Origin of the sequence: Streptomyces pilosus, assembly GCF_014649835.1 — a bacterium.
Classification (GTDB): domain Bacteria; phylum Actinomycetota; class Actinomycetes; order Streptomycetales; family Streptomycetaceae; genus Streptomyces; species Streptomyces pilosus.
In genome coordinates this window covers 150,173-173,630 of record NZ_BMTU01000004.1, presented here as the reverse complement: position 1 = coordinate 173,630, position 23,458 = coordinate 150,173, and the positions used below count along the sequence as shown (strand labels likewise).

Below are 23,458 nucleotides of genomic sequence, written 5' to 3'. Positions count from 1 at the left end.
AGATGCCGTGACGCACTGGCGGGCGCTGGTCGTCCTGGGGACCGCGCAGTTCCTGATGGTCCTCGACACCTCGGTCATGAACGTCTCCATCAGCCGCCTCGTCGACGACTTCGACACCGAGGTCACCGCGATCCAGGCCGTCATCACGCTGTACGCGCTGGTCATGGCGGCCTTCATGATCATCGGCGGGCGGCTGGGGGACATCCTCGGACGGCGGCGCGTCTTCCTCGGCGGTCTGGTCCTCTACGCCACCGGCTCGGCGCTCACCGCCGTCGCGCCCACCCTGTGGGTGCTGGTCCTCGGCTGGTCCGTCATCGAGGGGCTCGGCGCCGCCCTGGTGCTGCCCGCGATGGCGGCGCTCGTCGCCGAGTCCTACCGCGGCCGGGACCGGGCCGTCGCCTACGGCGTCGTCGGCGGACTGGCCGGCGCCGGGATCGCCGTGGGCCCCCTGCTCGGCGGCTGGGTGACCACGTACCTCACCTGGCGGCTGGTCTTCGCGGGCGAGGTCGTGGTCGTGCTGGCGATCCTCCTGCTGCGCGGCGCGATCACCGAGGCACCCAGGACGGGGGCGCGCCCCCGGCTGGACGGGGTCGGTGCCGTGCTCTCCGCGGCGGGCCTGGCGCTCGGTGTGCTCGGCGTGCTGCAGAGCGGCACCTGGGGCTGGGTGCAGCCGCGCAACCCGCCCTTCACCGTCCTCGGGTTCGCGCCGACGCTGTTCGTGATCGGTGCCGGGGTGGCCGTCCTCGCTGCCTTCCGCCGGTGGGAGCACCACCGGGACCGGCGCGGTGACGAACCGCTGGTGCACCTGTCCCTGCTGCGCCGGCCCGCAGTGGGCTCCGGCCTGATGTCGCTGGTGAGCCAGAACCTGATCCTGCTGGGGCTGTTCTTCACCATCCCGCTGTACCTCCAGGTCGTCCAGGGCTTCGACGCCTTCGAGACGGGGCTCAGGCTGCTGCCGGTGTCCGCGACCATGCTCCTGACCTCGCTGGGCGCCGCCCGGCTGGGACGCCTGGCGGGCCCGCGCAGGATCGTCCGGCTGGCGCTGGTCACGGTCGCGGCGGCCGTCGTGTGGCTGCTCGCCACGATCGACCCGGTCATCGACGACGCGCAGTTCGCCGGGGCGATGGCCCTGCTGGGCGTGGGCATGGGCCTGTTCGCCTCGCAGCTCGGCAACGTCGTCCAGTCCGCCGCGGGGGAGGAGGAGCGCAGCGAGGCCGGCGGACTCCAGTACACGGCCCAGAACCTGGGTTCCGCCCTCGGCACCGCGCTGATCGGGTCGCTGCTCGTCGGCTCCCTGGCGCACGCCTTCACCGCGCAGGTGGAGGACGACGCCCGGCTGTCCCAGGAGGCCAGGCAGCAGGTCGGCATCGCCCTCCAGGCCGGAGTCACCTTCGTCCCCACCGCCCAGGTGCGCGAGGCCGCCGTCCGCGCCGGACTGCCACCGCAGGAGGTGGACGCCGTGACGGACTCCTACGCTGCGGCGCAGCTCGACGGGCTGAAGGCGGCGATCCTCGCCACCGGTGGCATCGCCCTCGCGAGCTTCCTGGTCACCCCCGGCCTTCCGGGCCCGGCGCCCGGTCCCGGCCGGGGCAGCCGGAGGGAGCCGTGATGTCCGACGCCGGCCGCGCCGCCGCGCACCCGCCCCCGCGGGCCGCCGCCCGCAGGGCGCACGCCGACTACACGGGCGGCGTCTACGGATCCCTGCTCGCCGCCTCGGTGATCGTCGGCGCGGGCACGCTCGGCTCGTTCCCGCGGGTGGAGCTGGTGCTGCTGCTGTTGCTGACCGGCGGGGTGTTCTGGATCGCCCACGTGCACGCACAGCTGTTCGGGGAAGGGCTGGCGCGGCACAGACCGGACCGGCATGTCCTGTGGCGGGTGTGCCGGGAGGAGTGGACCGTCGTGAAGGCCGCCGTACCTCCGGCGGTCGCGGTGGCCGTCAGCCCCGTGCTCGGCCTCGGGGTGCAGGCCACCCAGTGGTTCGCCCTGTCCGTCGCCGTGGCGGGCCAGGTGGGCTGGTCGGTGGCTGCGTCCCGCCGGGCCGGGGCCGGACGGCGGCTGATCGTCTGGTCCGCCCTGGTGAACCTCGTGCTCGGCCTCGTCGTCCTCTCCTGCAAGCTCTGGCTGAAGCACTGAGCCCGGCGGGCGGAGAGGGCCTCACTCCCGTCTCTCTCACCTGTACGGGGTGAACCCTCCCGGCGCCCCGAGGCGGACCATCGCAGGTACGGGGGTGTGCGGCCCGAGCGAGCCAAGGCCATCCGGGGAGCAGCTCATGCGCTACGAGATCCGTGTCGAGGGACATCTCTCGGAACCGCTGATCAGGGTGTTCCCGGAACTCGACCACGTGACGATGTCCGGGCAGACCCTGCTCTTCGGGCACGTCGTCGACGACGCGCACTTCTACGGGCTGCTGGCCCGCTGCCAGTCCCTGGGCCTGCGGGTGCTGGAGATGCGCCAGGTACCGGAGTGACGGCCCGGCGGCCGGCCGGTCACCGGCTCTCGGCCCGCAGCCGCCCCGACCGGACGGCCGCGCCCAGCGCCTCGAAGTCCCGCTCGTTGCGGTCCGCGTAGTCCCGGGCGAACCCGGCGAGCGCCCGGTCGAAGCGGTCACCGCGGCCCAGGTAGGCGGCGATGGCGACGGGATCACCCGAGCGGGCGTGGGCGCGCGCCAGGCTCGCCCCGCACAGCCGCGCGAACAGCGCCATCAGCTCCGGGTCCATGGTCTCCGGGCGGGCGATGCCCTTCCAGTCGCGCAGCTGCCGCACGTAGAAGTCCCGGGGCCGGCCGTCGAGGCCCGCCGCGTGCGTCCAGCCGAGCAGGATGTCGCTGGTCGTCTGGATGAGCCGCTGCCCCGCCACCACCCGGCGGCCCTGGTTGTCGTGGCGTTCGCCGCCGGTGTACGGGGCGAGCACCGACTCCTGCGCCTCCTTGGCCTGCAGCAGCAGGGGATCGTCGTCGTCCCTTCCCAGCAGGAGCACGATCCAGCAGCGGGTGCCGACACTGCCGACGCCCACCACTTTCCGGGCGACGTCGACCAGGTGGTAGCGCCCCAGCAGGTGCCGGCGCTCCGACGACAGCGAGCCCGCGTAGCCGCCGAGGACCTCGCGCAGGGCCCTCTCCTCGGCTGCGGGATCGTCCAGCAGGTCCCGCAGCGGCGTGATCAGCGGGGGGTCGGCGGCGATGCGCCGCCCCTCGGCCGAGGGGCGGGTGAGCTTGGCGAAGGCCTGGAGGTGAGTGCGGGTGCGGGCCTTGCCGGTCGCCTCGGCGGTACGGCGCCGGGCCTCGCGGTCCATCGACGAGGCCATCAGTTCCCGCAGCCGGTCGGCGTCGTCCTGCGCGTACCAGATGTCGAGGGTGCGCATCCCGGCGAACTCGCGCATGCGCCGCCGGTACGCCTCCACACAGGCGCGGACCGCCCGGTTCTGCGCCCCGGCCGGGAAGCCGTTGGCCCGCCCGGCGATGGCGACGCTGGCCGCCAGCCGTTTGACGTCCCACTCGAAGGGGCCGGCGTGGGTCTCGTCGAAGTCGTTGATGTCGAAGACGAGACGGCGCTCCGGCGAGGCCAGCAGCCGGAAGTTGAGCAGATGGGCGTCACCGCACAGCTGCACCCGCAGACCGGTGTCCGGGAGGGCACCGAGGTCGCCCGCCATGACGGCCGCCGCTCCCCGGTAGAACCGGAACGGGGACTCGAGCATCCGGCCGTGGCGGACCGGCACCAGCTCGGGCAGCCGGGTCGCGGACTGCCGCTCGATCACGTCGACGGGGTCCCGCCGGCCCGGGGCGGCCTGGAAGGAGCCGTGGGACGAACGGGGGACGCGCTTGCGCACGCTCCTGCCGTGCGCGGCCCGCTCGGCCGGGGACGGGAAGGCGCCGGACGAACTCGGTACGGTCATCGCTGTTCTCCCGCCTGCACCGCCGACCGCGGGCGACGACTGCCCGCCGCCCTCCCATCGTGCCCCCGCGGCCGCCGGATCACCCGTCGGGGGTGACCCCGCGACGGGGCGGGAGCGCGACGCTGGTCGTGGCCCGCGGGGCGCCCCCGTGAGGCGCCCGTGAGGGAGGAGGAGCCATGTCCGTGACACGAGGCACGGCGTCCGGAGCCGGTCCCGGGCCCCTGCCCGGCGGCCCCGCCGAGATCCTGGCGGCACTCGGACGCTCGTGGCAGTGGATGCTCGCCTCCGCGGCCGCCACCCTGGTGCCGGGCGTCGTCGTGCTGGTGTGGCCGGACACCACGCTGCACGTCCTCGCCGTACTCGTCGGCCTGTACCTGCTGGTGACCGGGGTCATCCGGTTCGTCGGCGTCTTCGGCCGCGACGAACAGGGGGAACGGCTGCCCGGTCTCCTGCTGGCCGTGCTGTTCGTGCCGGCCGGAGTGCTGTGCCTGCGCAACCCGCTGCAGACCGTCGCCGCCCTCTCCCTGATCGTCGGGGTGGTCTGGCTGGTGTCCGGGATGCTCACCCTCTTCACCGCCCTTGCCTCGCGGGACCTGCCGCACCGCGGTGTCGTCATCGGCGCCGCGCTGCTCGCCGTCGTGGCCGGCATCGTCGTCCTGGCGCTGCCCGCCGAGTCGGCCCGGGCACTGACCCGGCTCCTGGGCCTGTGGCTCGTCCTCCTCGGACTCGTCGAGGCGGCCGTCGCCCTCGCCTGGCGCTCCGCCCTGTCCCGGGCCGGCGTCACGGGCACCCCACGCGGCCCCGCCCGCACCGGCTGAGCCACCCGGCCGGCGCCGCGGGCACTTCACCCGCCCCGGGTGAGGCGGAGCCCGGCCGCCGCGCCCACGCTGAAGTCGGCACACCACGCGAGAAACCTCGGGCACGAACGGCCCGGAACGGAGGACGAGATGAGTGGGGCGACCTACCTCGCGTACGACTATCCGCTGCTGAGCGCCTTCTGGACCCTGCTGGTGTTCTTCCTGTGGATCATGTGGTTCATCCTGCTCTTCCGGGTCGTCATGGACATCTTCCGCGACGACGCCCTGAGCGGCTGGGGCAAGGCCGGCTGGCTGGCGTTCACGATCGTCCTGCCCTTCCTTGGCGTCCTCGTCTACGTCATCGCCCGGGGCAAGAACATGGGACGCCGCGAGATCGCGCAGGCGCGCGCCCAGCAGGACGCGTTCGACAGTTACGTCCGTGAGACCGCCAAGGGCACGGCCGGACCCACCAGCAGCGTGGACGAACTGGCCCGGCTGTCCGAGATCAAGGCCCGCGGCGACATCTCGGAGGACGAGTTCCGCAGGGCCAAGGAACTGGTCCTCAGCGGCCACGGCCGGGCGGAGCACGCCAAGCCGTACGCCTCGTCCCCGGGCCGCTGACGCCGCCGACCGTACGAAGCGAATCGAGGTACCGGAATGACAGCCACACACCCGGGACACGGCGCGACCGGCGCGCACGGGCAGACCGCCAAGCGGCAGTGGGCCGAGGGCCTCACGGTCTTCGCCGCCGTCTCGCTCATGATCGTGGGAGTGCTCGACATCCTCCGGGGCGTCATGGGCATCGCCGAGGACGACGTCTTCGTCACGACGCAGGACTACGTCTTCCAGTTCGACCTGACGGCCTGGGGCTGGACCCACCTGGCGCTCGGCGTGCTCGCCGTGCTCGTCAGTCTCGGCCTGGTGCGGGGAGCCATGTGGGCCCGTGTCGCCGGAGTGGCGATCGCCGGTCTGCTGATCATCGCCAACTTCCTCTCCCTGCCGTACTACCCGGTCTGGTCCGTGGTGATGATCGCCTTCTCTGGCTTCATCATCTGGGCGCTGTGCGCGCCGCGTTCGGGCTCCCGGTCCGGGCGCTGAGCAGGATCCCGGCGGCCCCGGACGGTCCGGCACCGCGTCGGTGCCGGACCGTCCCGGAGGGGCCGCCGATTCGCGTCCGACCCGGCCGGCTGGGTACCCGCCGGGACAGCGGGCCCCGCCCATGCCGTGGCGGCGGGGCCGGGAAGGCGGTGGACATGTGCCGTTGGCTGGCCTACTCGGGCACTCCGATCATGCTCGACACCATCCTCTACAAGCCGGCTCACTCGCTGATCGACCAGAGCCTGCACGCCAAGATGGGCGTCGAGACGACCAACGGCGACGGGTTCGGCGTCGGCTGGTACGGGCCGGACAGCGACAGTCCGGCGGTCGTCCGTGACATCGGGCCCGCCTGGAGCGACCGCAACCTGCGGGAGATCGCCCGGCACGTCGTCTCACCGCTGTTCTTCGGGCACATCCGGGCCTCCACCGGGACGGCGGTGCAGCAGACCAACTGCCATCCGTTCCGCCACGGCCCCTGGATGTGGATGCACAACGGCGCGATCGAGGGCTTCCACCTGATCCGGCGCGACCTCGCGATGTCCGTCGACCCGGGGCTGTTCGCCGACATCGAGGGGTCCACGGACTCCGAGATGATGTTCTACCTGGCGCTCACCTTCGGCCTGGAGGACGACCCCCCGGGCGCCGTCGCCCGGATGGCCGGCCTGGTGGAACGCACCGGGCGGGCGCACGGCGTGGAGTACCCGCTCCAGATGACGGTCGCGGTGACCGACGGCGTGCGGCTGTGGGCGTTCCGCTACTCCAGCCAGAAGCGGTCCCGCTCGCTCTTCTACAGCACCCGCGTGGAGACCCTGCGCTCGCTCCACCCGGACCTGGGCTTCCTGCGCGGCCTCTCCGACGAGACCCGCCTGATCGTCTCCGAACCCCTGGGAGACCTCCCCGGCGCCTGGAACGCCGTCCCGGAGGGGGCGTACGGCGTCGTCCAGCCGGAGGGCGACAGGATGGCCGACTTCGCGCCCCTGGCGGTGTAGGGGGTGAGCGGCCCGCTGCGGGGCGCACGGCGGGCCGGGAGGACGGTGCGCGGGGACGGGCTCGCACCCGACCCGCGGGCGCTCACTCGAGCCGGGTGACGGCGAGGAGGGCCGCGTCGTCGTGCAGGTGTCCGCCGGTGTGCCGGAGGGCGGCGGTGAGGAGGGTGTCGAGCACCGTCTCCGGATCCGGCGGGAGGGGCCGGGAGAGCACCGGCGCGGGATCGAAGAAGGCGCCCCGCTCGTCGCGGGCCTCGTCGATGCCGTCGGTGAACAGCACCAGGGTGGCGCCGACGGGCAGGTCGAACCGGTCGACCGGAACGCCGTCGCCGCCGAGGAGGCCCAGGCCCAGGGGCAGCGCCGGCACGGCCGGCTCCAGCGCGCGTGCCGTGCCGGCGTGCACCAGCAGCGGCGGCTCGTGACCCCGGTTGGCGACCCGCAGTTCGGACCGGCCCGGGGGAAGCTCCGCGACGACCGCGGTGGCGAACGCCTCGGCCTCCGCCCCGGTCGCCCGCGCGGCGCCCTCCTGGACGCGGTTCTCCAGCTGCCGGACCACGCCGGGCAGGTCCGGCTGGTGGTCGCAGGCCTCGCGGAAGGCGCCGAGCAGGACGTTGACCGTACGGACCGCCTGGAGCCCCTTGCCGCGCACGTCGGCGAGGAGGATCCGGACGCCGTGCGGCGTCTCGTGGACGGCGAAGAGGTCCCCGCCGATGGCGGCCTCCTCGTGGGCGACCTCGTAGCGGGAGGCCACGGACAGCCGCCCCACCCGCCGGGGCGGATCCGGGAGGACGGCGCGCTGCACGGCGGCGGCCACCTCACGGCTCGTCCTCAGCTGTCGCCGGTCGCGTGCCAGCAGCACGTTGAGGACCGCCGCGACGACGGTGAGGAGCACCAGACTGGTGAACGGGACGAGGTCGCCCCGGGCGGGTTCCCTCTCGACCTCGACCAGGACCAGCCCCGCGAGGTTCGCCGCCACCCCGGTGGCGATCGTCCCGCGCAGGGAGAGCAGGGGCGCGGCCACTCCCGGGGCGGCCGCGAGCAGGGGGAAGACGTTGACGCTCGTGGGGACGAAGACGTCGATGACGACCGCGCACCCGATCACCGCTGCGGGCAGCCACCGCAGCAGCCGCTGCCGTCGCTCCCGCGCGTCCCTGTGACGGTCGGGCATCTCGTGTCCCCGGGTCGGCCGGCTGGGGTCTACCGCGGGGCGGCGGACCGCTCCGGAGCGGCGGACCGCTTTGGGGCGCGCAGCGCGTCCACGACACGGCCGGTGGTCTCCGCGGGGGTGCCCGGCACGTCCACCGTGACACCCGCCTCGTCCGGCTCCAGCGGCTCCGGCCCGGCCGGCCAGCAGCCCAGGTGCTCCCGGCGCACGCCGTGCCCGGGCCCGCGTGCCGGCCGCCCCTCGATCAGCGCGCGGTCACCCGTGAGATGCGCGCAGACGATCCCCGGCGCCGCCGCCCGCGCCCACGCCCCGATCCGGTCCCGCGAGGGCCACCGGCCGGGTTCGGTGAGCGGCACGCCGGAGGACATCGTGACGACGGCCGCCGGCAGGACACCGGCCCCGGCCCTGCCGGTACCCGTGCCGCCCATGACCGTCACCACCCGGGGGCCGCTCCCGCTTTCCTGTGCCATGGCGCGATCCTCTCAGGGAACCGGCGCGGCGGCAGTCCGGGCGCGGCACCCCGCAGGCACCGGCGCCCGCCCCGCAGCCCGGAGGCCCACGCCCCGCCCGCCCCGCAGCCCGGAGGCCCGCGTCCCGCCCGCCCCGGCGGCCCACACTTCGGCCGTCACCGAAGCGTCCCGCTCCTAACGTGACCGCATGAACGAAAGCACGCAGGCCGGCACCCCTTCCGCGACCGTCACCGGCATGGTCGACCACGTCCTCGCGCTGGCCGCCACCTGGACCCGCTGGAACGGCGAACCCGTGCACGCCGACGGCCGGGTCCACACCCCGCACAAGGCGATCCGCCGTGTCACCGACCACCTCATCGACCACCTCGCGGAGATGGAGGCGCGTCTCGCCGGTGAACGGCCGCAGCCCGACCACTGGCACGCCTCCACCATCACCACCGGTGCCGACCTCGCCCCCTTCACCCCGCAGGACCTCGACGAGGCCCGCAGCCGCCTCACCCGTCTCGCCCGCGTCTGGGCCGTCCGCCTCGACGCGCTCACCGCCGAACAGCTCGACGACTCGCCCGGCGAGGGCTGGAGCTTCCGCGAACTCGCCCGCCACGTCCAGGAGTCCGTCTACTACGCCGACGCCGTGGGGGACCTCTCGTGACCGTCCCCGCCGCCCGCCGGCGCGGCCCGTCGCGGGGCCGGGGCGAGCCGTCGTGTCGGGGGCATGTGACGCTCACTCACGGGTCGTCCGGCGTTCACGCGGTGCCCTGATCCTCCAGTCGCGGCGTGCTCGCGCCGCGGCGTCGAGGAGGCAGGCACATCATGGGGCACGGGCACGGGCACGGGCACGCACACGGACCGCACCACCACGGACACGATCACGACCACCGGCACGAGGCGACGGCGCCCCTGCCCGCCGCCTTCGACACGTCCGTGCCCGACGAGGCGCTGAACCCCGAGCAGAGGTCCCGCCGCACGCTGCTGCGCCGGGCCGGGCTGCTCGGCGCGGGGCTCGCGGCCGGCACCGTCCTCTCCACCGGGGCCGGTGCGGCCGCCCCGGCCCACGCGGCGGCCGGCAGCCGCCGCGGCAGCGGCAGGGGCGGGGGCTTCCTCTGGCTCGCGGGTGATCACCACATCCACACCCAGTACAGCAGCGATGGCAAGTACCGCGTCCTCGACCAGGTCCGCCAGGGCGCCCGGTACGGGATGGACTGGCTGGTCATCACCGACCACGGCGGCAGCACCCACGCCAGGATCGGCGTGGACCGGGTCAACCCGGACATCCGCGAGGCCCGCGACGCGTACGGGGACACCCTCGTCTTCCAGGGCCTGGAGTGGAACATCCCGGCCGCCGAGCACGGCACCGTCTTCGTCCACCCCGGCCCGGGCGAGGTCGCCGTCCTCAAGCAGTTCGAGACCGACTACGACGGCGGCGTCAAGGGCGCCACCGCCTCCACCCCGGCCAACGAGGCGCTGGCCGTCGCCGGCCTGGACTTCCTCGCCGAGCAGGTCCGGCGGCGCAAGGTCAAGGACGCCCTGATGCTCGCCAACCACCCCGCGCGCAAGGGCATCGACTCCCCGCACGAGATCCGCGCCTGGCGCGACGCGACCGGCACCGGTGACCGGCAGATCGCCGTCGGTTTCGAGGGCGCCCCCGGCCACCAGGCGGGCGGTCTGCCGGGGCCCCTCGGCCCGGGCGGGGCCCGCGGCATCTACGACGGCGGGCCGAGTGCCAACTCCTTCGCCGGCTACCCGCTGGAGAGCTATCGCACCTGGGGCGGCTTCGACTGGATGACCGCCACCGTCGGCGGCCTGTGGGACAGCCTCCTGGCCGAGGGCCGCCCCTGGTGGATCACCGCCAACTCCGACTCCCACCAGGTGTACGGCGACACCGCCGCCCGCGGCGGCGGCGACTTCAACGCCAACGGCCGCTACGACGACCCGGTCTACGCCGGACGGATCGACCTCACCGAGAACGACTACTGGCCCGGCCAGTACAGCCGCACCCACGTCGGCGCCGACGGCTTCTCCTACGCCGCCGTCATGGACGGCATCCGCGCCGGCCGCATCTGGGTCGACCACGGCCGGCTCGTCAGCGGCCTCGACGTGCGGGTCTCCGGCGGCGGCCGCTGGGCCACCCTCGGCGGCGCCCTGCACGTGCGCAGGGGCACCAGGGTCACGCTGACCGCCGACATCGCCCTCGCCGGCGGCAACAACTGGGCCGGGTTCACCCCGAAGCTCGCCCGCGTGGACGTCATCCGGGGCGACGTGACCGGTCCGGTCGCCGACAGGGACACGTTCACCGCGCCCACCGCGAAGGTCGCCCGGTCCTACGACGTCGGCAAGTCGGCCGGCACCGTCCGCGTCACCTTCGACCTCGGCCGCGTCGACCGCCCGGTGTACGTCCGGCTGCGCGGTACCGACGGCAACCGGACCGCCGTCGGCGCGATGGGCGCGGAGGTCGACCCGGCGGGCCCCGCCCTCGACGTCGTCGGCGACGCCGACCCGTGGCGCGACCTGTGGTTCTACTCCAACCCGGTGTGGGTCCTGCCGTCATGACGCCGTACGCCCTCACCGTGGACGCGGGCATCGGGGACCTGCTCGACGCCGACCGCCTGCTGCACCGGATGGCGGCCGAACTGGACCTCCCCGAGGACGTGTTCGGCTGCACCCACCTCGTACGCGACGACCGTCCGCGCGTCGTCGTGTCCCTGTCCCGGCCCGCGCGGCCGCTCCCGGACACCCTCCGGGAGCGGCTCGCGGGGTACGGCGACCTCGCCCCGGGTCTGCCCGACCAGGTGGGCCGCGCGGTGCTCTACCCGGGGGTCGGCGCCCTCACCGGCACGCTGACCGTCGCGGAGCTGCTCGCCGGCTCCGCGATCGCCCGCGTGACGGTGCTGGGCACGCCCGGGCCGCCCGGGCCGGACACGCGCGTGGTGACCCGCGGCCACGTACGGCCGCAGTGGCAGCGCGACGAACTCGTCCTCGCCGCCATGCCCGCCCGGAGCGACACCCTCGTGCCGTTCGAGGCCCCGGACCCCACGCCCTGCTGCCCGGACCACTGAGCCCGGCCGGCAGTACCGGGGGAGCGGGCCCGGCCCCTCGGGTTCAGTCGCCGAGGACGTCCCGGACGAAGGCGTTGGTGAACGTGCCGGCCGGGTCCAGGTCGCGCACGAGCGCCCGGAAGTCGTGCAGCCGCGGGTACAGGGCGTGCAGCCGGGCCGCCGGCACGGTGAACACCTTCCCCCAGTGCGGCCGGGCGCCGAACGGGGCCAGTGCCTCCTCCACCCGGGTCACCACGGGCAGCACCGCGCGCGTGTCCTCGACCCAGGTGAAGTGCAAGGCCACCGTGTCCCGGCCGTACGAAGGACCGAGCCACTGCTCGTCGGCGGCGACGGTACGCACCTCGCAGGTCTGCAGCACCGGGGCGACGCTCTCCCGGACCGCGTCCAGCGCCCGCAGCGCGTCCACGGCCGATCCGCCCGGCACCAGGTACTCCGACTGGAGCTCGGCACCGCTGCTCGGCGTGAACTCCGCCCGGAAGTGCGGCAGTCGCTCGTGCCAGGGCCCCGGCACCCCGAACTGCTCCGTGCAGTTCACCGCCGGCATCCCCGGCACCGGGTGCATCTTCCCGGCGGCGGCAGGGGCCCAGGGGAAGTCCGGCAGCGGCTGGTCGGTGCGCCGCTTCACCCACACCTGACGGAAGCCCGGCGCCCGCCAGTCGGTGAACAGGCTCACGCTGTACGCCGCCGACATCACCGCCTCGAACGCGGCCTCGTCCAGCCCCTCCGGGGCCAGCTCGGTGAACACGTACTGCTCCACCTCGAACGCCGGCTCCAGGTCCAGGGTGAGCGCGGTGACCACACCGAGCGCGCCCAGCGAGGTGACCGCGCCGCCGAACCGCCCGTCGCCCCGCGCCAGGGTCACCGTCGAACCGTCCGCCAGGACCAGCTCCACCGCGCGCACCGACGAGGCGAGCGGACCGTTGCCCACCCCGGAGCCGTGGGTGCCGGTGGCGACCGACCCGGCCACCGAGATGTGCGGGAGCGACGCCATGTTCGCCAGCGCCAGCCCGTGCCGGTGCACCTCCCGGGCCAGCTCCGCGTAGCGCACCCCGCCCCCGACCCGCACCGTGCGGGCCGCGGTGTCCACCTCGACGCGCGGGGGCAGCGCGTCGAGGGAGAGCAGCACGCCGTCCGCGCCGGCCTCGGCGATCGCGTTGAAGGAGTGCCCGCTGCCCAGGACCCGTACCCGGGAGCTCCCCGCCACCAGCGCGCGCAGCGCGTCCGGGGTGGGCGGGCGGTGCAGCGCCTTCGCGGCGTAGGTGATGTTGCCCGCCCAGTTGGTGACGCTCTCTGTCATCCCTCGTCCTTCCCGGCCCCGGGGCCGGACCGCGGCCCCGGTCGGAACCTATCCCGGGAGTGACCCACGCCATGTGGGGGGACCCGCCCCCACGGATGTCCGGCCGGGGGCATACCGTGAGGAGTCGTACGTCCGAACCGGGAGGAGAACACGGGATGGGCAGCCGTACCGCGCTGGTCGAGGATCTGATGGAGCGGTTCCCGCACGTGCCGCGCGAGGCCGTCTTCAAGGAGGACCTGCTGCGCGGCGGTGTGGCCTTCGACCCGTCCGCGCTCAGCGACAACGAGAGCGGCGAGGTCAAGCCGAAGTCGTACTTCATCTTCTCCTTCGACCACGGCACCCTGCCGGAGCTGGGCGAGGCCGCGCTGCGGCGCCCGCCGGAGGAGATCATCCTCACGGGCGGCCCATACGACCTGCGCCGCACGGTGGTGTCGGTGCGGGTGAACCCGGCCTCCCCCTACCGGGTCGCCGCCGACGAGCACGGCGTGCTCGGCCTCTACCTCGACGGCAGGCGGATCTCCGACGTCGGCGTGCCGCCCATGCCCGAGTACTACCGGCACACCCTCTCCAACGGGAAGTCCGTCATGGAGGTCGCCCCCACCATCCAGTGGGGCTACCTCATCTACCTGACGGTCTTCCGGGTCTGCCAGTACTTCGGCGCCAAGGAGGAGTGCCAGTACTGCGACATCAATCACAACTGGCGCCAGCACAAGGCGGCAGGCCGGCCCTACACCGGGGTGAAGGACGTCGAGGAGGTGCTGGAGGCCCTGGAGATCATCGACCGGTACGACACGGCGAAGGCCTCCACCGCCTACACGCTGACCGGCGGCGCCATCACCAGCACCGTCTCCGGACGCGACGAGGCCGACTTCTACGGCCACTACGCCAAGGCCATCGAGGAGCGCTTCCCCGGCCGCTGGATCGGCAAGGTCGTCGCGCAGGCGCTGCCCAAGGACGACGTGCGGCGCTTCAAGGACTACGGGGTGCAGATCTACCACCCCAACTACGAGGTGTGGGACGAGTACCTCTTCAAGATCTTCTGCCCGGGCAAGGAGCGCTACGTCGGGCGTGACGAGTGGCACCGGCGCGTCCTGGACTCCGCGGACGTCTTCGGCGCGCGCAACGTGATCCCCAACTTCGTGGCGGGCGTGGAGATGGCCGAGCCGTTCGGCTTCAAGACGGTCGACGAGGCCATCGCCTCCACCACCGAGGGGCTGCGCTTCTTCATGTCGCACGGCATCACGCCCCGCTTCACCACCTGGTGCCCGGAGCCCACCACGCCGCTCGGCAAGGCCAACCCGCAGGGCGCGCCGCTGGAGTACCACATCCGGCTGCTCCAGGCCTACCGGCAGACCATGGAGGACTTCGGTCTCTCCTCGCCCCCCGGCTACGGGCCGTCCGGACCCGGCCAGGCGGTGTTCTCGGTCAGTTCCTTCATGGACAGCCTCCCCGCGCGGGAGCCCGCGGAGACCGCCTGAGACACCGGCGGCCGTCGAACGGCCGTCGAAGAGGGATCGGGAAGGCCGGAACCGAGACGTTCCGGCCTTCCTTGCGTATTGTCCACGCGAGGGGTTGCCGCGCGGCCACGGAAAGTGAAGACAGCGCTTGTCAGTTGTGGCGAGCACGTGAAAAGCTCTCGTCCACCTCCGCGAGGTTCCCCCAACTCCACTGCCAATAAGGCGAGTTGACCTCGTTCGTGGATGCAGGAGTCTCATGCCCGACCTGCCGAGCCCCCAGGACGCCACCGAGGTGGCACTGTTCACCGAGTGCTGGGACGCGGTGCTCTCCTACGCCGACCTGTGCACGGCGGGCTCCGCCGCCGCCGCGGAACTGGCCCGCGAGGCCTTCACCCGGGGCACAGGAGAACTCCGCGCCGCGGAGACCGGCTCCCCGCGCGGCACCGGCCGGCGTTCCTCCCGGCTGCCCCGGATACCCCTGCTGCTGACCGCCGTCCGCACCACCGCGGCCGCCTGGGAGGAAGCCGGACAGGGGCACAAGCTCGACCCCGACCTCCGGCTGTGGCTGCACTCCGGGCAGGCCGCCCGCTACACCGGGCCGCCGCTGCAGCGCCCCGTCGCCGTACGCGGACTGCGCGACCTCCAGCAGGCGGACGCCGAACTGCTGTGGCTGGCCGAGGTGGAGGCCCTGCCGCTGCCCCTGGTCGCCCGCCGGCTCGGCCTCGACCCCGACACGGCGGCCGACGAACTCGCCCAGGTCGGCCGCCTGTTCCGCGACCGCTGCCACCGCAACCACCTCGACTCCCCGCTGGACGCCGAGTGCCGCAGCTACGCCCGGCTCCTCGACGCCGTCACCCGCTCGCCCGCCGCCGACACCCCCGGCGACCTCTCCCGGCACCTCGCCACCTGCCAGCCGTGCGCCGAGGCCGCCGCCTGTCTGCGGCTGCACGGCGGCGGCCTGCCCGGAGCACTGGCCGGCGGGGTGATCGGCTGGGGCGGCCTCGCCTACCTGGAACGCCGCCGCCGCGCCGCCGAGGTGCGGCTCGGAGCCGGCCGCCCGGACCTGCCCGACACCGACGACCCCGCCCACGGCGACGGCAGGGCCCGGGTCGCCCGGCACGGGCTGCTGGCCGCCGCCGCCCTCGTCTCCCTCCTCGCGCTCGCGGTCTCCCTGATGCCGTTCGGGGACGGCGCCGCCGAGAGCGCCGCCCGCCCCGACACCGACCGCCCGCCGGCGGCCGACTCCGGCCCCTCCCTGCCCCCCGCCCCCACCGCCGGGCCGGACGACACCGCCCCCGGCTCCCCGGACCCGTCCGCCGGGCGCACCCCCGAGCACACCCCGGAGGGGAAGCACCCCGACCCGGAACCCCAGGGCACCTCGTCCGCCACCGCCGCGCCCGAGACCACCGCCGCCCGCGGCGGCCCCGCCCCCTGCCGGGTCCACTACGACCTCGTCAACCAGTGGCCGGACGGCTTCCAGGCCACCGTCACCGTGACCGCGCCGCAGCCGCTCGACTCCTGGCAGGTCGGCTTCACCTTCGCGGACGGCCAGCGCGTCACCCAGGCATGGGACGCCTCGGCACACCAGGACGGCTCCCGCGTCACCGCCACCGCCGCCGACTACAACAGGACGGTCGCCGCCGGCGGGAAACTCGCGTTCGGCTTCCTCGCCTCCTGGCGCGGCACCAACACCCCGCCGACCGCCTTCACCCTCAACGGCCGCACCTGCGTGACGGCGTGACGCGGGGCGCCCGGAAAAACAGGTTGACGGGCGGGGACGGTCGCGGGCTACTGTGACCCACAGACCGCACGACGGCCCCGCGCCGTCGTACCGGAACGTTCACGGAGTGAGGAGGTGTCGACCGATGGCTGTCACTGTGCCGGGCGCTGCCCGCATCCAGGATTCCGTCACGTCCACCTCCGTGGCCACCGGCTGACTCACTCCTTCTGCCCGCGCCCGCGCGGCCGCCGGGGCCACGACCCACCCGAAGGGTCACCCCCTTGAGTTCCCTCCCCTCCTCATCCGTCTCCACCGCGCTCGCTCCGTACGGCTGGGACGACGCCTGGGCGGACGCGTTCGCCCCGTACGAGGCCGAAGGTCTCCTCGCCGGACGCGTGGTCCGCGTCGACCGCGGCCAGTGCGACGTCGTCACCGCCGGCGGGCTGCTGCGCGCCGACACCGCCTTCGTCACCCCGCACGACCCCCTGCGGGTCGTGTGCACGGGCGACTGGGTCGCCGTCGAACCCGGCGGGAACCCCCGCTACGTACGCGCGTACCTGCCCCGCCGTACCGCCTTCGTGCGCTCCACCTCCTCCAAGCGGTCCGAGGGGCAGATCCTCGCCGCCAACGTCGACCACGCCGTCGTCGCCGTCTCCCTCGCCGCCGAACTCGACCTCGCCAGGATCGAACGCTTCCTCGCGCTCGCCTGGGAGTCCGGGGCACAGCCGGTGGTCGTCCTCACCAAGGCCGACCTGGTACCGGACGCCGTCACCCGGGGACACCTCGTCCACGACGTGGAGACCAGCGCCCCGGGCGTGCCGGTGCTCACCGTCAGCGCCAGGGACGGCGAGGGACTCGACGTGCTCGCCGCGATCACCGCCGGCGGCACCACGGTGCTGCTCGGACAGTCCGGCGCCGGCAAGTCCACCCTGGCCAACGCGCTCCTCGGCGAGGACGTGATGGACGTCCGGGAGATCCGGGACGTCGACGGCAAGGGCCGCCACACCACGACCACCCGCAACCTGCTGGCCCTGCCCGGCGGGGGAGTCCTCATCGACACCCCGGGGCTGCGGGGCGTCGGGCTGTGGGACGCCGGAACCGGCGTCGGCCAGGTGTTCTCCGAGATCGAGGAACTCGCCGGGAACTGTCGCTTCCACGACTGCGCCCACGAGAGCGAGCCCGGCTGCGCGGTCCTCGAAGCCGTCGAGACCGGTGGGCTGCCGCAGCGCCGCCTGGACAGCTACCGCAAGCTGCTGCGGGAGAACCAGTACATCGTCGCCAAGACTGACGCCCGGCTGCGCGCGGAGATCCGCAAGGACTGGAAGCGCAAGGGCGCCATCGGCAAGGCGGCGATGGAGGCCAAGCGCGGCCGTTTCCGGTAACCCACCGCCGTGTCCGATTTCCGCCAGCCGGGACTCCCCGGCCGGCGGAGACTGGAGGGTGTGAAGGACGACGACAGCAGGTACGAGGCGGTGCGCAGCCGGGACGCCCGGTTCGACGGGGTGTTCTTCTTCGCCGTGACGACGACCGGCATCTACTGCCGGCCCAGCTGCCCCGCCGTCACCCCCAAACGGCCCAACGTGCGGTTCTTCCCGACCGCCGCCGCCGCGCAGGGCTCCGGATTCCGGGCCTGCCGGCGGTGCCGCCCGGACGCCGTGCCCGGCTCCGCCGAGTGGAACGTCCGGGCCGACGTCGTGGGCCGGGCCGTACGGCTGATCGCCGACGGCGTCGTCGACCGCGAGGGCGTCGCCGGGCTCGCCGCCCGGCTCGGCTACAGCACCCGCCAGGTGCAGCGCCAGCTCACCGGCGAGCTCGGCGCCGGACCCGTCGCACTCGCCCGCGCCCAGCGGGCGCACGCCGCGCGGGTGCTGCTGCAGACCACCGGCCTGCCGGTCACCGAGATCGCCTTCGCCGCCGGATTCGCCAGCGTGCGGCAGTTCAACGACACCGTGCGCGCCGTGTACGCCGGCACGCCCAGCGCCCTGCGCGCCGCCGCGCCGTCCCGCCGGGGTCGGGCCCGCGGCGGCACCCCGTCCGCCGGGATCCCCCTGCGTCTCGCCCACCGCGGCCCCTACCGGGCGGGGCCCGTCTTCGACCTGCTGGAGCGCGAGGCCGTCCGGGGCGTCGAGGAGGTCGGCGGCACCCCCGGCGCCCGCACCTACCGGCGCACCCTGCGGCTCCCGCACGGCACCGGCATCGCCGCCGTCGGGGAGCGCACGCACACCGGTTCCGGCGCCCACGCCGGAGGCTGGCTGGACGCCAGGCTCCACCTCACCGACCCGCGCGACCTGACCACCGCCGTCCAGCGGCTGCGGCGGCTGTTCGACCTGGACGCCGACCCGTACGCCGTCGACGAACGCCTCGGCGCCGACGCCCGGCTCGCCCCGCTGGTCGCCGCCCGGCCCGGACTGCGCTCGCCGGGAGCCGCCGACGCCGACGAACTGGCGGTGCGCGCCCTGGTCGGCCCCGAGGAGGCCGCGGAGCTGGTCCGGCGCTACGGCAAGCGGCTCGACGCGCCCTGCGGCAGCCTCACCCACCTGTTCCCCGAACCCGGAGTGCTCGCCGGGGCGGAGCCGGACGGCACCCTGGGCGCGCTCACCGCCGCCCTCGCCGACGGCACCGTACGCCTCGGTCCCGGCGCCGACCGGGACGCGGCCCGGGACGCCCTCGCCGCCGTCCCCGGCCTCGACGACCGTACGATCGCGGCGATCCGCACCCGTGCCCTGGGCGACCCGGACGTGGCCCCGCCCGGCCCGGACGTCCCCGACGACTGGCGCCCCTGGCGCTCGTACGCCCTGAACCACCTGCGTGCCGCAGGGGAGTTGGAGTGATCATGGAGACCGTGACGTACTGGACGGAGGTCGACAGCCCCGTCGGCCGGCTGCTGCTGACCGCCGCCCCGACCGGCGAGCTGACCTCGCTCTCCGTGCCCGGCCAGAAGGGCGGGCGCACCGTGCTCGACGGCTGGCGGCGCGACGCGGGGCCGTTCCGGGAGGCCACCGGGCAGCTCGCCGCGTACTTCGCCGGGGAGCGCACGGAGTTCCGGCTGGCCCTGCGCGCCGTCGGCACACCCTTCCGGGAGAAGGTGTGGGCCGCCCTCGACGACGTCCCCTACGGGGCGACCGTCTCCTACGGCGAGATCGCGGCGCGGATCGGCGCGACCCGGCCCGCCGTACGCGCCGTGGGCGGCGCGATCGGCGCCAACCCGCTGCTCATCGTCCGCCCCTGCCACCGGGTGATCGGCGCCGACGGCTCCCTCACCGGCTACGCGGGCGGCCTGGAGCGCAAGGTGCGGCTGCTGACCCACGAGGGGGTGCTGCGGCCCTGAGCGGGTCCGTTCCGTCAGCCCCAGAACACCGCCCCCAGCCAGGCCGCGGCGATCAGCTGGCAGGCGAAAAGCTCCGTCAGCAGGCTCCAGCCGCCCGACCGCATCGCCGTGCGCGTCGCCGCGACCGCCTCGCCGCGACGGCCCAGCCGGAGCCGCTCGTGGAGGTAGATCCCGCCGAGGAAACCCGGCACCGCGCCGACCACGGGCAGCAGCACGAACCCCAGGAACGAGCCGCAGCCCCCGTACGCCAGCATCCGCGCGTCGGCGCCGCCCGCGCGGAGCCGGCGCGGCGGCAGGGCCCAGCGCACCACCTGCGACAGCAGCAGCACCGCGGTCGCCCCCACGCACACCCACCACGCGACGGGCCGGGGGTCCTTCAGCGCCCACCACAGGACCGCGGCCCACACCAGCCACGACCCGGGCACCCCTGGCAGCAGCACTCCGCACAGGCCGAGCAGGAGCACCAGTCCGGCCAGCAGGAGGTCCCACGCTCCCATCTGTCCAGGGTGCAGGAGGCGGGGGACCGGCGCACAGCGGGCGGCCGGGCCCCCGCCGGCGGCCCACCCCGTCTCCTGCCGCGCAGCCGTCCCGCCCTTCACCCGGGCGGCCCCCCGGCGCGCGTCCACGGGCGGGGATTTTCCGGATGCGCCGTTTTCATCCGGCCCGCGGGGGCGAGAATTGGGGGCATGAGTCAGCAGGGGGGAAGGCCCACCGGTCCTGAGGACGACTGGTGGGCGCAGCTCTACGACGACGCCGCCGACGACACGGGTCCGGCGCCGGCGCCCGATTCCCTCGACGACCGTTTCGCCTCGGCGTCCGGCGCGCTGGACGGCGCCCGGCCGGCCCCGCCGCCCACGACGAGGGTCCCCCCGCCCCGGCACGCCCCGCCGTCCCGCGCCCCGTGGGAGCCCCCGCCGGCCACCCCCGCGCCCCCGGCGACCTTCCCCCCGAAACCCCACCGCCCACCCGCCGCCCACGCCCCGCGGGACGCGGACCGCGGCAGCCCGCAGCGGCCCGGCGGGGCCACCCCGCCCGACGCGGACCGGGACGCCGGGCAGGCCGTGGGCGGGGATGCGCCGCGGAGCTCCGGGTGGGACACCGGGCAGGGCCCGGGCGGTCCGTCCGGCGCGGGCCGGAACGCCCGGCAGGAGCCGGGACGGGAGGCCCCGCTGGGCCCCGGCGCCCCGCCCGGCCGGGGCGCGGACGCCTCCCGGGGCGGCCCCCTCAGGACCGGCCGGCCGGGAACGGGCGGCCCGCAGGACGCGGCTCCGCCCCTGCCGCCCATGGCCTTCGGCACGTGGACGCCCTTCCCCGCCTCGGCCGCCGACGAACAGGGCCCCGCCGCCGACGGCGTCATCCCGGTGCCCGGAGCGGCACCGCCCCCGGCCGACCCGCGCGTCGCACCGCTCCCGGCACCCCCCTCCCGCGGCCACGTCGGCTCCCGGCCGCCGACCTACGACGCCGAACCCACCGCCCTCCCCGAGGCCGACCCCGACGAGCTGGACGGCCTGGTGCCGGACACCGTGCTGGAGGGTGCCCGGTACGGCGCCTGCACCCTGCGCGCCACCTCCGTACGCGGGGACTCCGCGCGCTACCGGGGCGAGTCCCGCCGCGACGCCCTGCTGACCGCCCGGTTCGGCACGGGCGAGCGGGCACTGCTCCTCGTGGCCCTGGCGACCGGCACCCGTGCCGCACCCGGGGCCCATCTGGCCGCCGCCGAGGCCTGCCGCCGGATCGGCCGCGAGGTGGGGCGCAGCCACGCCCGCCTCGTCGACGACCTGAGGGCCGCCCGGCGCGGCGAACTCAAGTCGGGCCTGCACCGGCTCACCGACCGCAGCCTCGGCGGGCTCCGCGCCGCCGCCGCCGAACGGGGCCTCGAACCCGACGCCCACGCGGCCACCCTGCGCGTTCTCCTGCTGCCCGCCGACCCCGAGTGCCGCACCCGGGTCTTCTTCGGCGTCGGCCCCGGCGGGCTGTTCCGGCTGCGGGACGGCGAGTGGCAGGACATCGAGCCCGAGGTCGCCGAGGCCAGGGGCGAACCCGTGCTCGGTTTCGGCTCACCGCCCTCCGAGACCCCCGACGGCGACCGCCTCACCATGGACCTGGGCATCCCCACGCCCCCGAGCCCGTACGAGCCCGCCCCCGAGCCGCCCCGCGAACCCTTCCGCTTCCGCACCTCCGTAGCCCGGCCGGGTGACACCCTGCTGATGTGCGGCACCGGCCTCGCCGACCCGATGCGGGGCGAGGCGGAACTCCGCGCCCACCTGGCCGGCCGGTGGAACCGCCCCGAACCGCCCGGCCTCGCCGCCTTCCTCGCCGACACCCAGGTACGGGTCAAGGGCTACGCCGACGACCGTACGGCCGTCGCCGTGTGGGAGGCGTGAGCGCGCCCGGTGTGACTTGATGGAACCCGTCAGGCATCTTCGGCACCGGAGGGGCAGACGGAACCCATGGCCAAACAGAACATCGCGGAACAGTTCGTCGACATCCTCACCCGCGCGGGAGTCAAACGCCTCTACGGCGTCGTCGGGGACAGTCTCAACCCGGTCGTGGACGCCGTGCGCCGCAACTCCGCCATCGACTGGATCCACGTCCGGCACGAGGAGACCGCCGCCTTCGCCGCCGGCGCCGAGGCGCAGGTCACCGGCAAACTCGCCGCCTGCGCCGGCTCCTGCGGCCCCGGCAACCTGCACCTCATCAACGGTCTCTACGACGCCCACCGCTCCATGGCGCCGGTCCTCGCCCTCGCCTCGCACATCCCCTCCAGCGAGATCGGCCTCGGCTACTTCCAGGAGACCCACCCCGACCAGCTGTTCCGCGAGTGCAGCCACTACAGCGAGCTGATCTCCAGCCCGAAGCAGATGCCCCGGCTGCTGGACACCGCCATCCAGCACGCGGTCGGCCGCTCCGGCGTCAGCGTCGTCTCCCTCCCCGGCGACCTCGCCGACGAGCCCGCCCCTGACCAGGCCCCCGAGACCGCCCTGGTCACCTCCCGCCCCACGGTCCGCCCCGGCGACGACGAGATCGACCGCCTCGTCGACATGATCGACCGGGCCGGGAAGGTCACCCTGTTCTGCGGCGCCGGGACGAAGGGCGCGCACGCGGAGGTCATGGAGTTCGCCGGGAAGATCAAGGCCCCGGTCGGGCACGCCCTGCGCGGCAAGGAATGGATCCAGTACGACAATCCGTACGACGTCGGCATGAGCGGGCTGCTCGGCTACGGCGCCGCGTACGAGGCCACCCACGAGTGCGACCTGCTGATCCTGCTCGGCACCGACTTCCCGTACAACGCCTTCCTCCCCGGTGACGACGTGAAGATCGTCCAGGTCGACGTGCGGCCCGAGATCCTCGGCCGGCGCTCCAAGCTGGACCTCGCGGTCTGGGGGGACGTGAAGGAGACCCTGCGCTGTCTGACGCCCAGGGTCCGCGCCAAGGACGACCGCAGGTTCCTCGACCGCATGCTGAAGAAGCACGCCGAGGCGCTGGAGGGGGTGGTGAAGGCGTACACCCGCAAGGTGGAGAAGCACGTGCCGATCCACCCCGAGTACGTGGCCTCCGTACTGGACGAGATGGCCGACGACGACGCGGTGTTCACCGTCGACACCGGCATGTGCAACGTCTGGGCGGCCCGCTACATCTCGCCCAACGGCCGCCGCCGGGTGATCGGTTCCTTCTCCCACGGCTCGATGGCCAACGCGCTGCCGATGGCGATCGGGGCGCAGTTCACCGACCGGGGCCGGCAGGTCGTGTCGATGTCCGGCGACGGCGGATTCACCATGCTGATGGGCGACTTCCTCACCCTCGTGCAGTACGACCTGCCGGTGAAGGTGGTCCTGTTCAACAACTCCTCGCTCAGCATGGTGGAGTTGGAGATGCTGGTCGCGGGCCTGCCCTCGCACGGCACGGCGATGAAGAACCCCGACTTCGCCGCGGTCGCCCGCGCCTGCGGCGCCTACGGGGTGCGGGTGGAGAAGCCGAAGGACCTCGCCGGGGCGCTGAAGTCGGCGTTCAAGCACAAGGGTCCGGCCCTCGTCGACGTCGTCACCGACCCCAACGCGCTGTCCATCCCGCCGAAGATCAGCAAGGAGATGGTGACCGGGTTCGCCCTGTCCGCCTCCAAGATCGTGCTGGACGGCGGGGTCGGCCGGATGGTGCAGATGGCCCGCTCGAACCTGCGCAACGTGCCCCGGCCGTGAC

22 protein-coding genes are annotated in these 23,458 nt (G+C 74.5%); 17 read left to right on the top strand and 5 right to left on the bottom strand.

What is annotated here, in order from left to right:
* Positions 1-7 precede the first annotated feature (7 nt).
* The 3 genes from IE118_RS11935 (at position 8) to IE118_RS11925 (ending at position 2,467) form a co-directional block, all read left to right on the top strand.
* Positions 8-1,609, top strand: coding sequence for an MFS transporter (locus tag IE118_RS11935; protein WP_189557768.1), 1,602 nt, complete (start codon positions 8-10; stop codon positions 1,607-1,609).
* Positions 1,609-2,133, top strand: coding sequence for a hypothetical protein (locus IE118_RS11930; RefSeq protein ID WP_189557767.1), 525 nt, complete (start codon positions 1,609-1,611; stop codon positions 2,131-2,133). The genes IE118_RS11935 and IE118_RS11930 overlap by 1 nt, the downstream gene beginning before the upstream one ends.
* A 136-nt stretch (positions 2,134-2,269) precedes the next feature.
* On the top strand, positions 2,270-2,467 hold the full coding sequence (locus IE118_RS11925) for a DUF8691 family protein (protein WP_189557766.1): 198 nt from the start codon (positions 2,270-2,272) through the stop codon (positions 2,465-2,467).
* A gap of 19 nt (positions 2,468-2,486) precedes the next feature.
* Here IE118_RS11925 and IE118_RS11920 read toward each other — a convergent pair whose 3' ends face one another.
* Positions 2,487-3,890 carry a DUF2252 domain-containing protein gene (locus tag IE118_RS11920; RefSeq protein WP_189557765.1) on the bottom strand — a complete coding sequence of 468 codons (1,404 nt, stop codon included), beginning with the start codon at positions 3,888-3,890 and terminating at the stop codon, positions 2,487-2,489.
* Positions 3,891-4,066: 176 nt separating this feature from the next.
* Between IE118_RS11920 and IE118_RS11915 the strand changes: the two genes are divergently transcribed.
* The 4 genes from IE118_RS11915 to IE118_RS11900 all read left to right on the top strand — a co-directional run bounded on the left by IE118_RS11915 (position 4,067) and on the right by IE118_RS11900 (position 6,774).
* Positions 4,067-4,708 carry an HdeD family acid-resistance protein gene (locus IE118_RS11915; RefSeq protein WP_189557764.1) on the top strand — a complete coding sequence of 214 codons (642 nt, stop codon included), beginning with the start codon at positions 4,067-4,069 and terminating at the stop codon, positions 4,706-4,708.
* Between the two features lie 129 nt (positions 4,709-4,837).
* A complete protein-coding gene (locus IE118_RS11910) occupies positions 4,838-5,308 on the top strand; it encodes an SHOCT domain-containing protein (RefSeq protein ID WP_189557763.1) in 471 nt (156 codons plus the stop codon).
* A 36-nt stretch (positions 5,309-5,344) separates the two neighbouring features.
* Positions 5,345-5,785 carry a DUF7144 family membrane protein gene (locus IE118_RS11905; RefSeq protein ID WP_189557762.1) on the top strand — a complete coding sequence of 147 codons (441 nt, stop codon included), beginning with the start codon at positions 5,345-5,347 and terminating at the stop codon, positions 5,783-5,785.
* A 155-nt stretch (positions 5,786-5,940) separates the two neighbouring features.
* A complete protein-coding gene (locus tag IE118_RS11900) occupies positions 5,941-6,774 on the top strand; it encodes a class II glutamine amidotransferase (RefSeq protein ID WP_189557761.1) in 834 nt (277 codons plus the stop codon).
* Between the two features lie 82 nt (positions 6,775-6,856).
* On the opposite strand, the gene IE118_RS11895 is transcribed toward IE118_RS11900, so the two are convergent.
* Positions 6,857-7,939, bottom strand: a complete 1,083-nt coding sequence (locus IE118_RS11895; protein WP_189557760.1) for a PP2C family protein-serine/threonine phosphatase — start codon at positions 7,937-7,939, stop codon at positions 6,857-6,859.
* A 29-nt stretch (positions 7,940-7,968) separates the two neighbouring features.
* Positions 7,969-8,406 (bottom strand): gluconokinase, encoded by a 438-nt coding sequence (locus IE118_RS11890; RefSeq protein WP_189557759.1) that lies wholly within the window; start codon positions 8,404-8,406, stop codon positions 7,969-7,971.
* 187 nt (positions 8,407-8,593) lie between these two features.
* Here IE118_RS11890 and IE118_RS11885 point away from each other — a divergent pair, with 187 nt between their 5' ends.
* The 3 genes from IE118_RS11885 to IE118_RS11875 all read left to right on the top strand — a co-directional run bounded on the left by IE118_RS11885 (position 8,594) and on the right by IE118_RS11875 (position 11,459).
* Complete coding sequence (locus IE118_RS11885) at positions 8,594-9,055, top strand: hypothetical protein (protein ID WP_189557758.1); 462 nt, start codon at positions 8,594-8,596, stop codon at positions 9,053-9,055.
* Positions 9,056-9,216: 161 nt separating this feature from the next.
* The gene (locus IE118_RS11880) at positions 9,217-10,953 is read left to right on the top strand and encodes a PHP domain-containing protein (protein ID WP_189557757.1); all 1,737 of its coding nucleotides are present in this window, start codon (positions 9,217-9,219) and stop codon (positions 10,951-10,953) included.
* Positions 10,950-11,459: a hypothetical protein gene (locus tag IE118_RS11875; RefSeq protein WP_189557756.1), complete on the top strand. Its 510-nt coding sequence runs from the start codon at positions 10,950-10,952 to the stop codon at positions 11,457-11,459. The genes IE118_RS11880 and IE118_RS11875 overlap by 4 nt, the downstream gene beginning before the upstream one ends.
* Positions 11,460-11,502: 43 nt before the next feature.
* On the opposite strand, the gene IE118_RS11870 is transcribed toward IE118_RS11875, so the two are convergent.
* Positions 11,503-12,756 carry an FAD-binding protein gene (locus IE118_RS11870; RefSeq protein ID WP_189557755.1) on the bottom strand — a complete coding sequence of 418 codons (1,254 nt, stop codon included), beginning with the start codon at positions 12,754-12,756 and terminating at the stop codon, positions 11,503-11,505.
* Positions 12,757-12,911: 155 nt separating this feature from the next.
* On the opposite strand from IE118_RS11870, the gene IE118_RS11865 reads away from it, so the two are divergent.
* The 5 genes from IE118_RS11865 to IE118_RS11845 all read left to right on the top strand — a co-directional run bounded on the left by IE118_RS11865 (position 12,912) and on the right by IE118_RS11845 (position 19,261).
* The gene (locus IE118_RS11865; RefSeq protein ID WP_189557754.1) at positions 12,912-14,234 is read left to right on the top strand and encodes a radical SAM protein; all 1,323 of its coding nucleotides are present in this window, start codon (positions 12,912-12,914) and stop codon (positions 14,232-14,234) included.
* 235 nt (positions 14,235-14,469) lie between these two features.
* Positions 14,470-15,954 (top strand): cellulose-binding domain-containing protein, encoded by a 1,485-nt coding sequence (locus tag IE118_RS11860; protein WP_189557753.1) that lies wholly within the window; start codon positions 14,470-14,472, stop codon positions 15,952-15,954.
* 260 nt (positions 15,955-16,214) lie between these two features.
* Complete coding sequence (gene rsgA, locus IE118_RS11855) at positions 16,215-17,315, top strand: ribosome small subunit-dependent GTPase A (RefSeq protein ID WP_189557752.1); 1,101 nt, start codon at positions 16,215-16,217, stop codon at positions 17,313-17,315.
* A 60-nt stretch (positions 17,316-17,375) separates the two neighbouring features.
* A complete protein-coding gene (locus IE118_RS11850; protein ID WP_189557751.1) occupies positions 17,376-18,764 on the top strand; it encodes an AlkA N-terminal domain-containing protein in 1,389 nt (462 codons plus the stop codon).
* Between the two features lie 2 nt (positions 18,765-18,766).
* Entirely contained in the window at positions 18,767-19,261 is a 495-nt protein-coding gene (locus tag IE118_RS11845) for a methylated-DNA--[protein]-cysteine S-methyltransferase (RefSeq protein ID WP_189557750.1), read from the top strand.
* A 14-nt stretch (positions 19,262-19,275) separates the two neighbouring features.
* Here IE118_RS11845 and IE118_RS11840 read toward each other — a convergent pair whose 3' ends face one another.
* Entirely contained in the window at positions 19,276-19,758 is a 483-nt protein-coding gene (locus tag IE118_RS11840; RefSeq protein ID WP_189557749.1) for a DUF456 domain-containing protein, read from the bottom strand.
* 189 nt (positions 19,759-19,947) lie between these two features.
* Between IE118_RS11840 and IE118_RS11835 the strand changes: the two genes are divergently transcribed.
* Together IE118_RS11835 and IE118_RS11830 are read left to right on the top strand one after the other, a co-directional pair.
* The gene (locus IE118_RS11835) at positions 19,948-21,645 is read left to right on the top strand and encodes a protein phosphatase 2C domain-containing protein (RefSeq protein WP_189557748.1); all 1,698 of its coding nucleotides are present in this window, start codon (positions 19,948-19,950) and stop codon (positions 21,643-21,645) included.
* A gap of 66 nt (positions 21,646-21,711) precedes the next feature.
* Positions 21,712-23,457 carry a pyruvate dehydrogenase gene (locus IE118_RS11830; protein WP_189557747.1) on the top strand — a complete coding sequence of 582 codons (1,746 nt, stop codon included), beginning with the start codon at positions 21,712-21,714 and terminating at the stop codon, positions 23,455-23,457.
* Position 23,458 lies beyond the last annotated feature (1 nt).

What these genes read in the sequence shown, in the direction of transcription:
- IE118_RS11910 (WP_189557763.1), top strand. Translation starts at nt 4,838, where the DNA reads ATGAGTGGGGCGACCTACCTCGCGTACGACTATCCGCTGCTGAGCGCC.
- IE118_RS11920 (WP_189557765.1), bottom strand. Translation starts at nt 3,890, where the DNA reads ATGACCGTACCGAGTTCGTCCGGCGCCTTCCCGTCCCCGGCCGAGCGG.
- IE118_RS11885 (WP_189557758.1), top strand. Translation starts at nt 8,594, where the DNA reads ATGAACGAAAGCACGCAGGCCGGCACCCCTTCCGCGACCGTCACCGGC.
- IE118_RS11905 (WP_189557762.1), top strand. Translation starts at nt 5,345, where the DNA reads ATGACAGCCACACACCCGGGACACGGCGCGACCGGCGCGCACGGGCAG.
- IE118_RS11930 (WP_189557767.1), top strand. Translation starts at nt 1,609, where the DNA reads ATGTCCGACGCCGGCCGCGCCGCCGCGCACCCGCCCCCGCGGGCCGCC.
- IE118_RS11860 (WP_189557753.1), top strand. Translation starts at nt 14,470, where the DNA reads ATGCCCGACCTGCCGAGCCCCCAGGACGCCACCGAGGTGGCACTGTTC.
- IE118_RS11880 (WP_189557757.1), top strand. Translation starts at nt 9,217, where the DNA reads ATGGGGCACGGGCACGGGCACGGGCACGCACACGGACCGCACCACCAC.
- IE118_RS11890 (WP_189557759.1), bottom strand. Translation starts at nt 8,406, where the DNA reads ATGGCACAGGAAAGCGGGAGCGGCCCCCGGGTGGTGACGGTCATGGGC.
- IE118_RS11835 (WP_189557748.1), top strand. Translation starts at nt 19,948, where the DNA reads ATGAGTCAGCAGGGGGGAAGGCCCACCGGTCCTGAGGACGACTGGTGG.
- IE118_RS11870 (WP_189557755.1), bottom strand. Translation starts at nt 12,756, where the DNA reads ATGACAGAGAGCGTCACCAACTGGGCGGGCAACATCACCTACGCCGCG.
- IE118_RS11925 (WP_189557766.1), top strand. Translation starts at nt 2,270, where the DNA reads ATGCGCTACGAGATCCGTGTCGAGGGACATCTCTCGGAACCGCTGATC.
- IE118_RS11895 (WP_189557760.1), bottom strand. Translation starts at nt 7,939, where the DNA reads ATGCCCGACCGTCACAGGGACGCGCGGGAGCGACGGCAGCGGCTGCTG.
- IE118_RS11865 (WP_189557754.1), top strand. Translation starts at nt 12,912, where the DNA reads ATGGGCAGCCGTACCGCGCTGGTCGAGGATCTGATGGAGCGGTTCCCG.
- IE118_RS11900 (WP_189557761.1), top strand. Translation starts at nt 5,941, where the DNA reads ATGTGCCGTTGGCTGGCCTACTCGGGCACTCCGATCATGCTCGACACC.
- IE118_RS11845 (WP_189557750.1), top strand. Translation starts at nt 18,767, where the DNA reads ATGGAGACCGTGACGTACTGGACGGAGGTCGACAGCCCCGTCGGCCGG.
- IE118_RS11875 (WP_189557756.1), top strand. Translation starts at nt 10,950, where the DNA reads ATGACGCCGTACGCCCTCACCGTGGACGCGGGCATCGGGGACCTGCTC.
- IE118_RS11840 (WP_189557749.1), bottom strand. Translation starts at nt 19,758, where the DNA reads ATGGGAGCGTGGGACCTCCTGCTGGCCGGACTGGTGCTCCTGCTCGGC.
- IE118_RS11915 (WP_189557764.1), top strand. Translation starts at nt 4,067, where the DNA reads ATGTCCGTGACACGAGGCACGGCGTCCGGAGCCGGTCCCGGGCCCCTG.
- IE118_RS11830 (WP_189557747.1), top strand. Translation starts at nt 21,712, where the DNA reads ATGGCCAAACAGAACATCGCGGAACAGTTCGTCGACATCCTCACCCGC.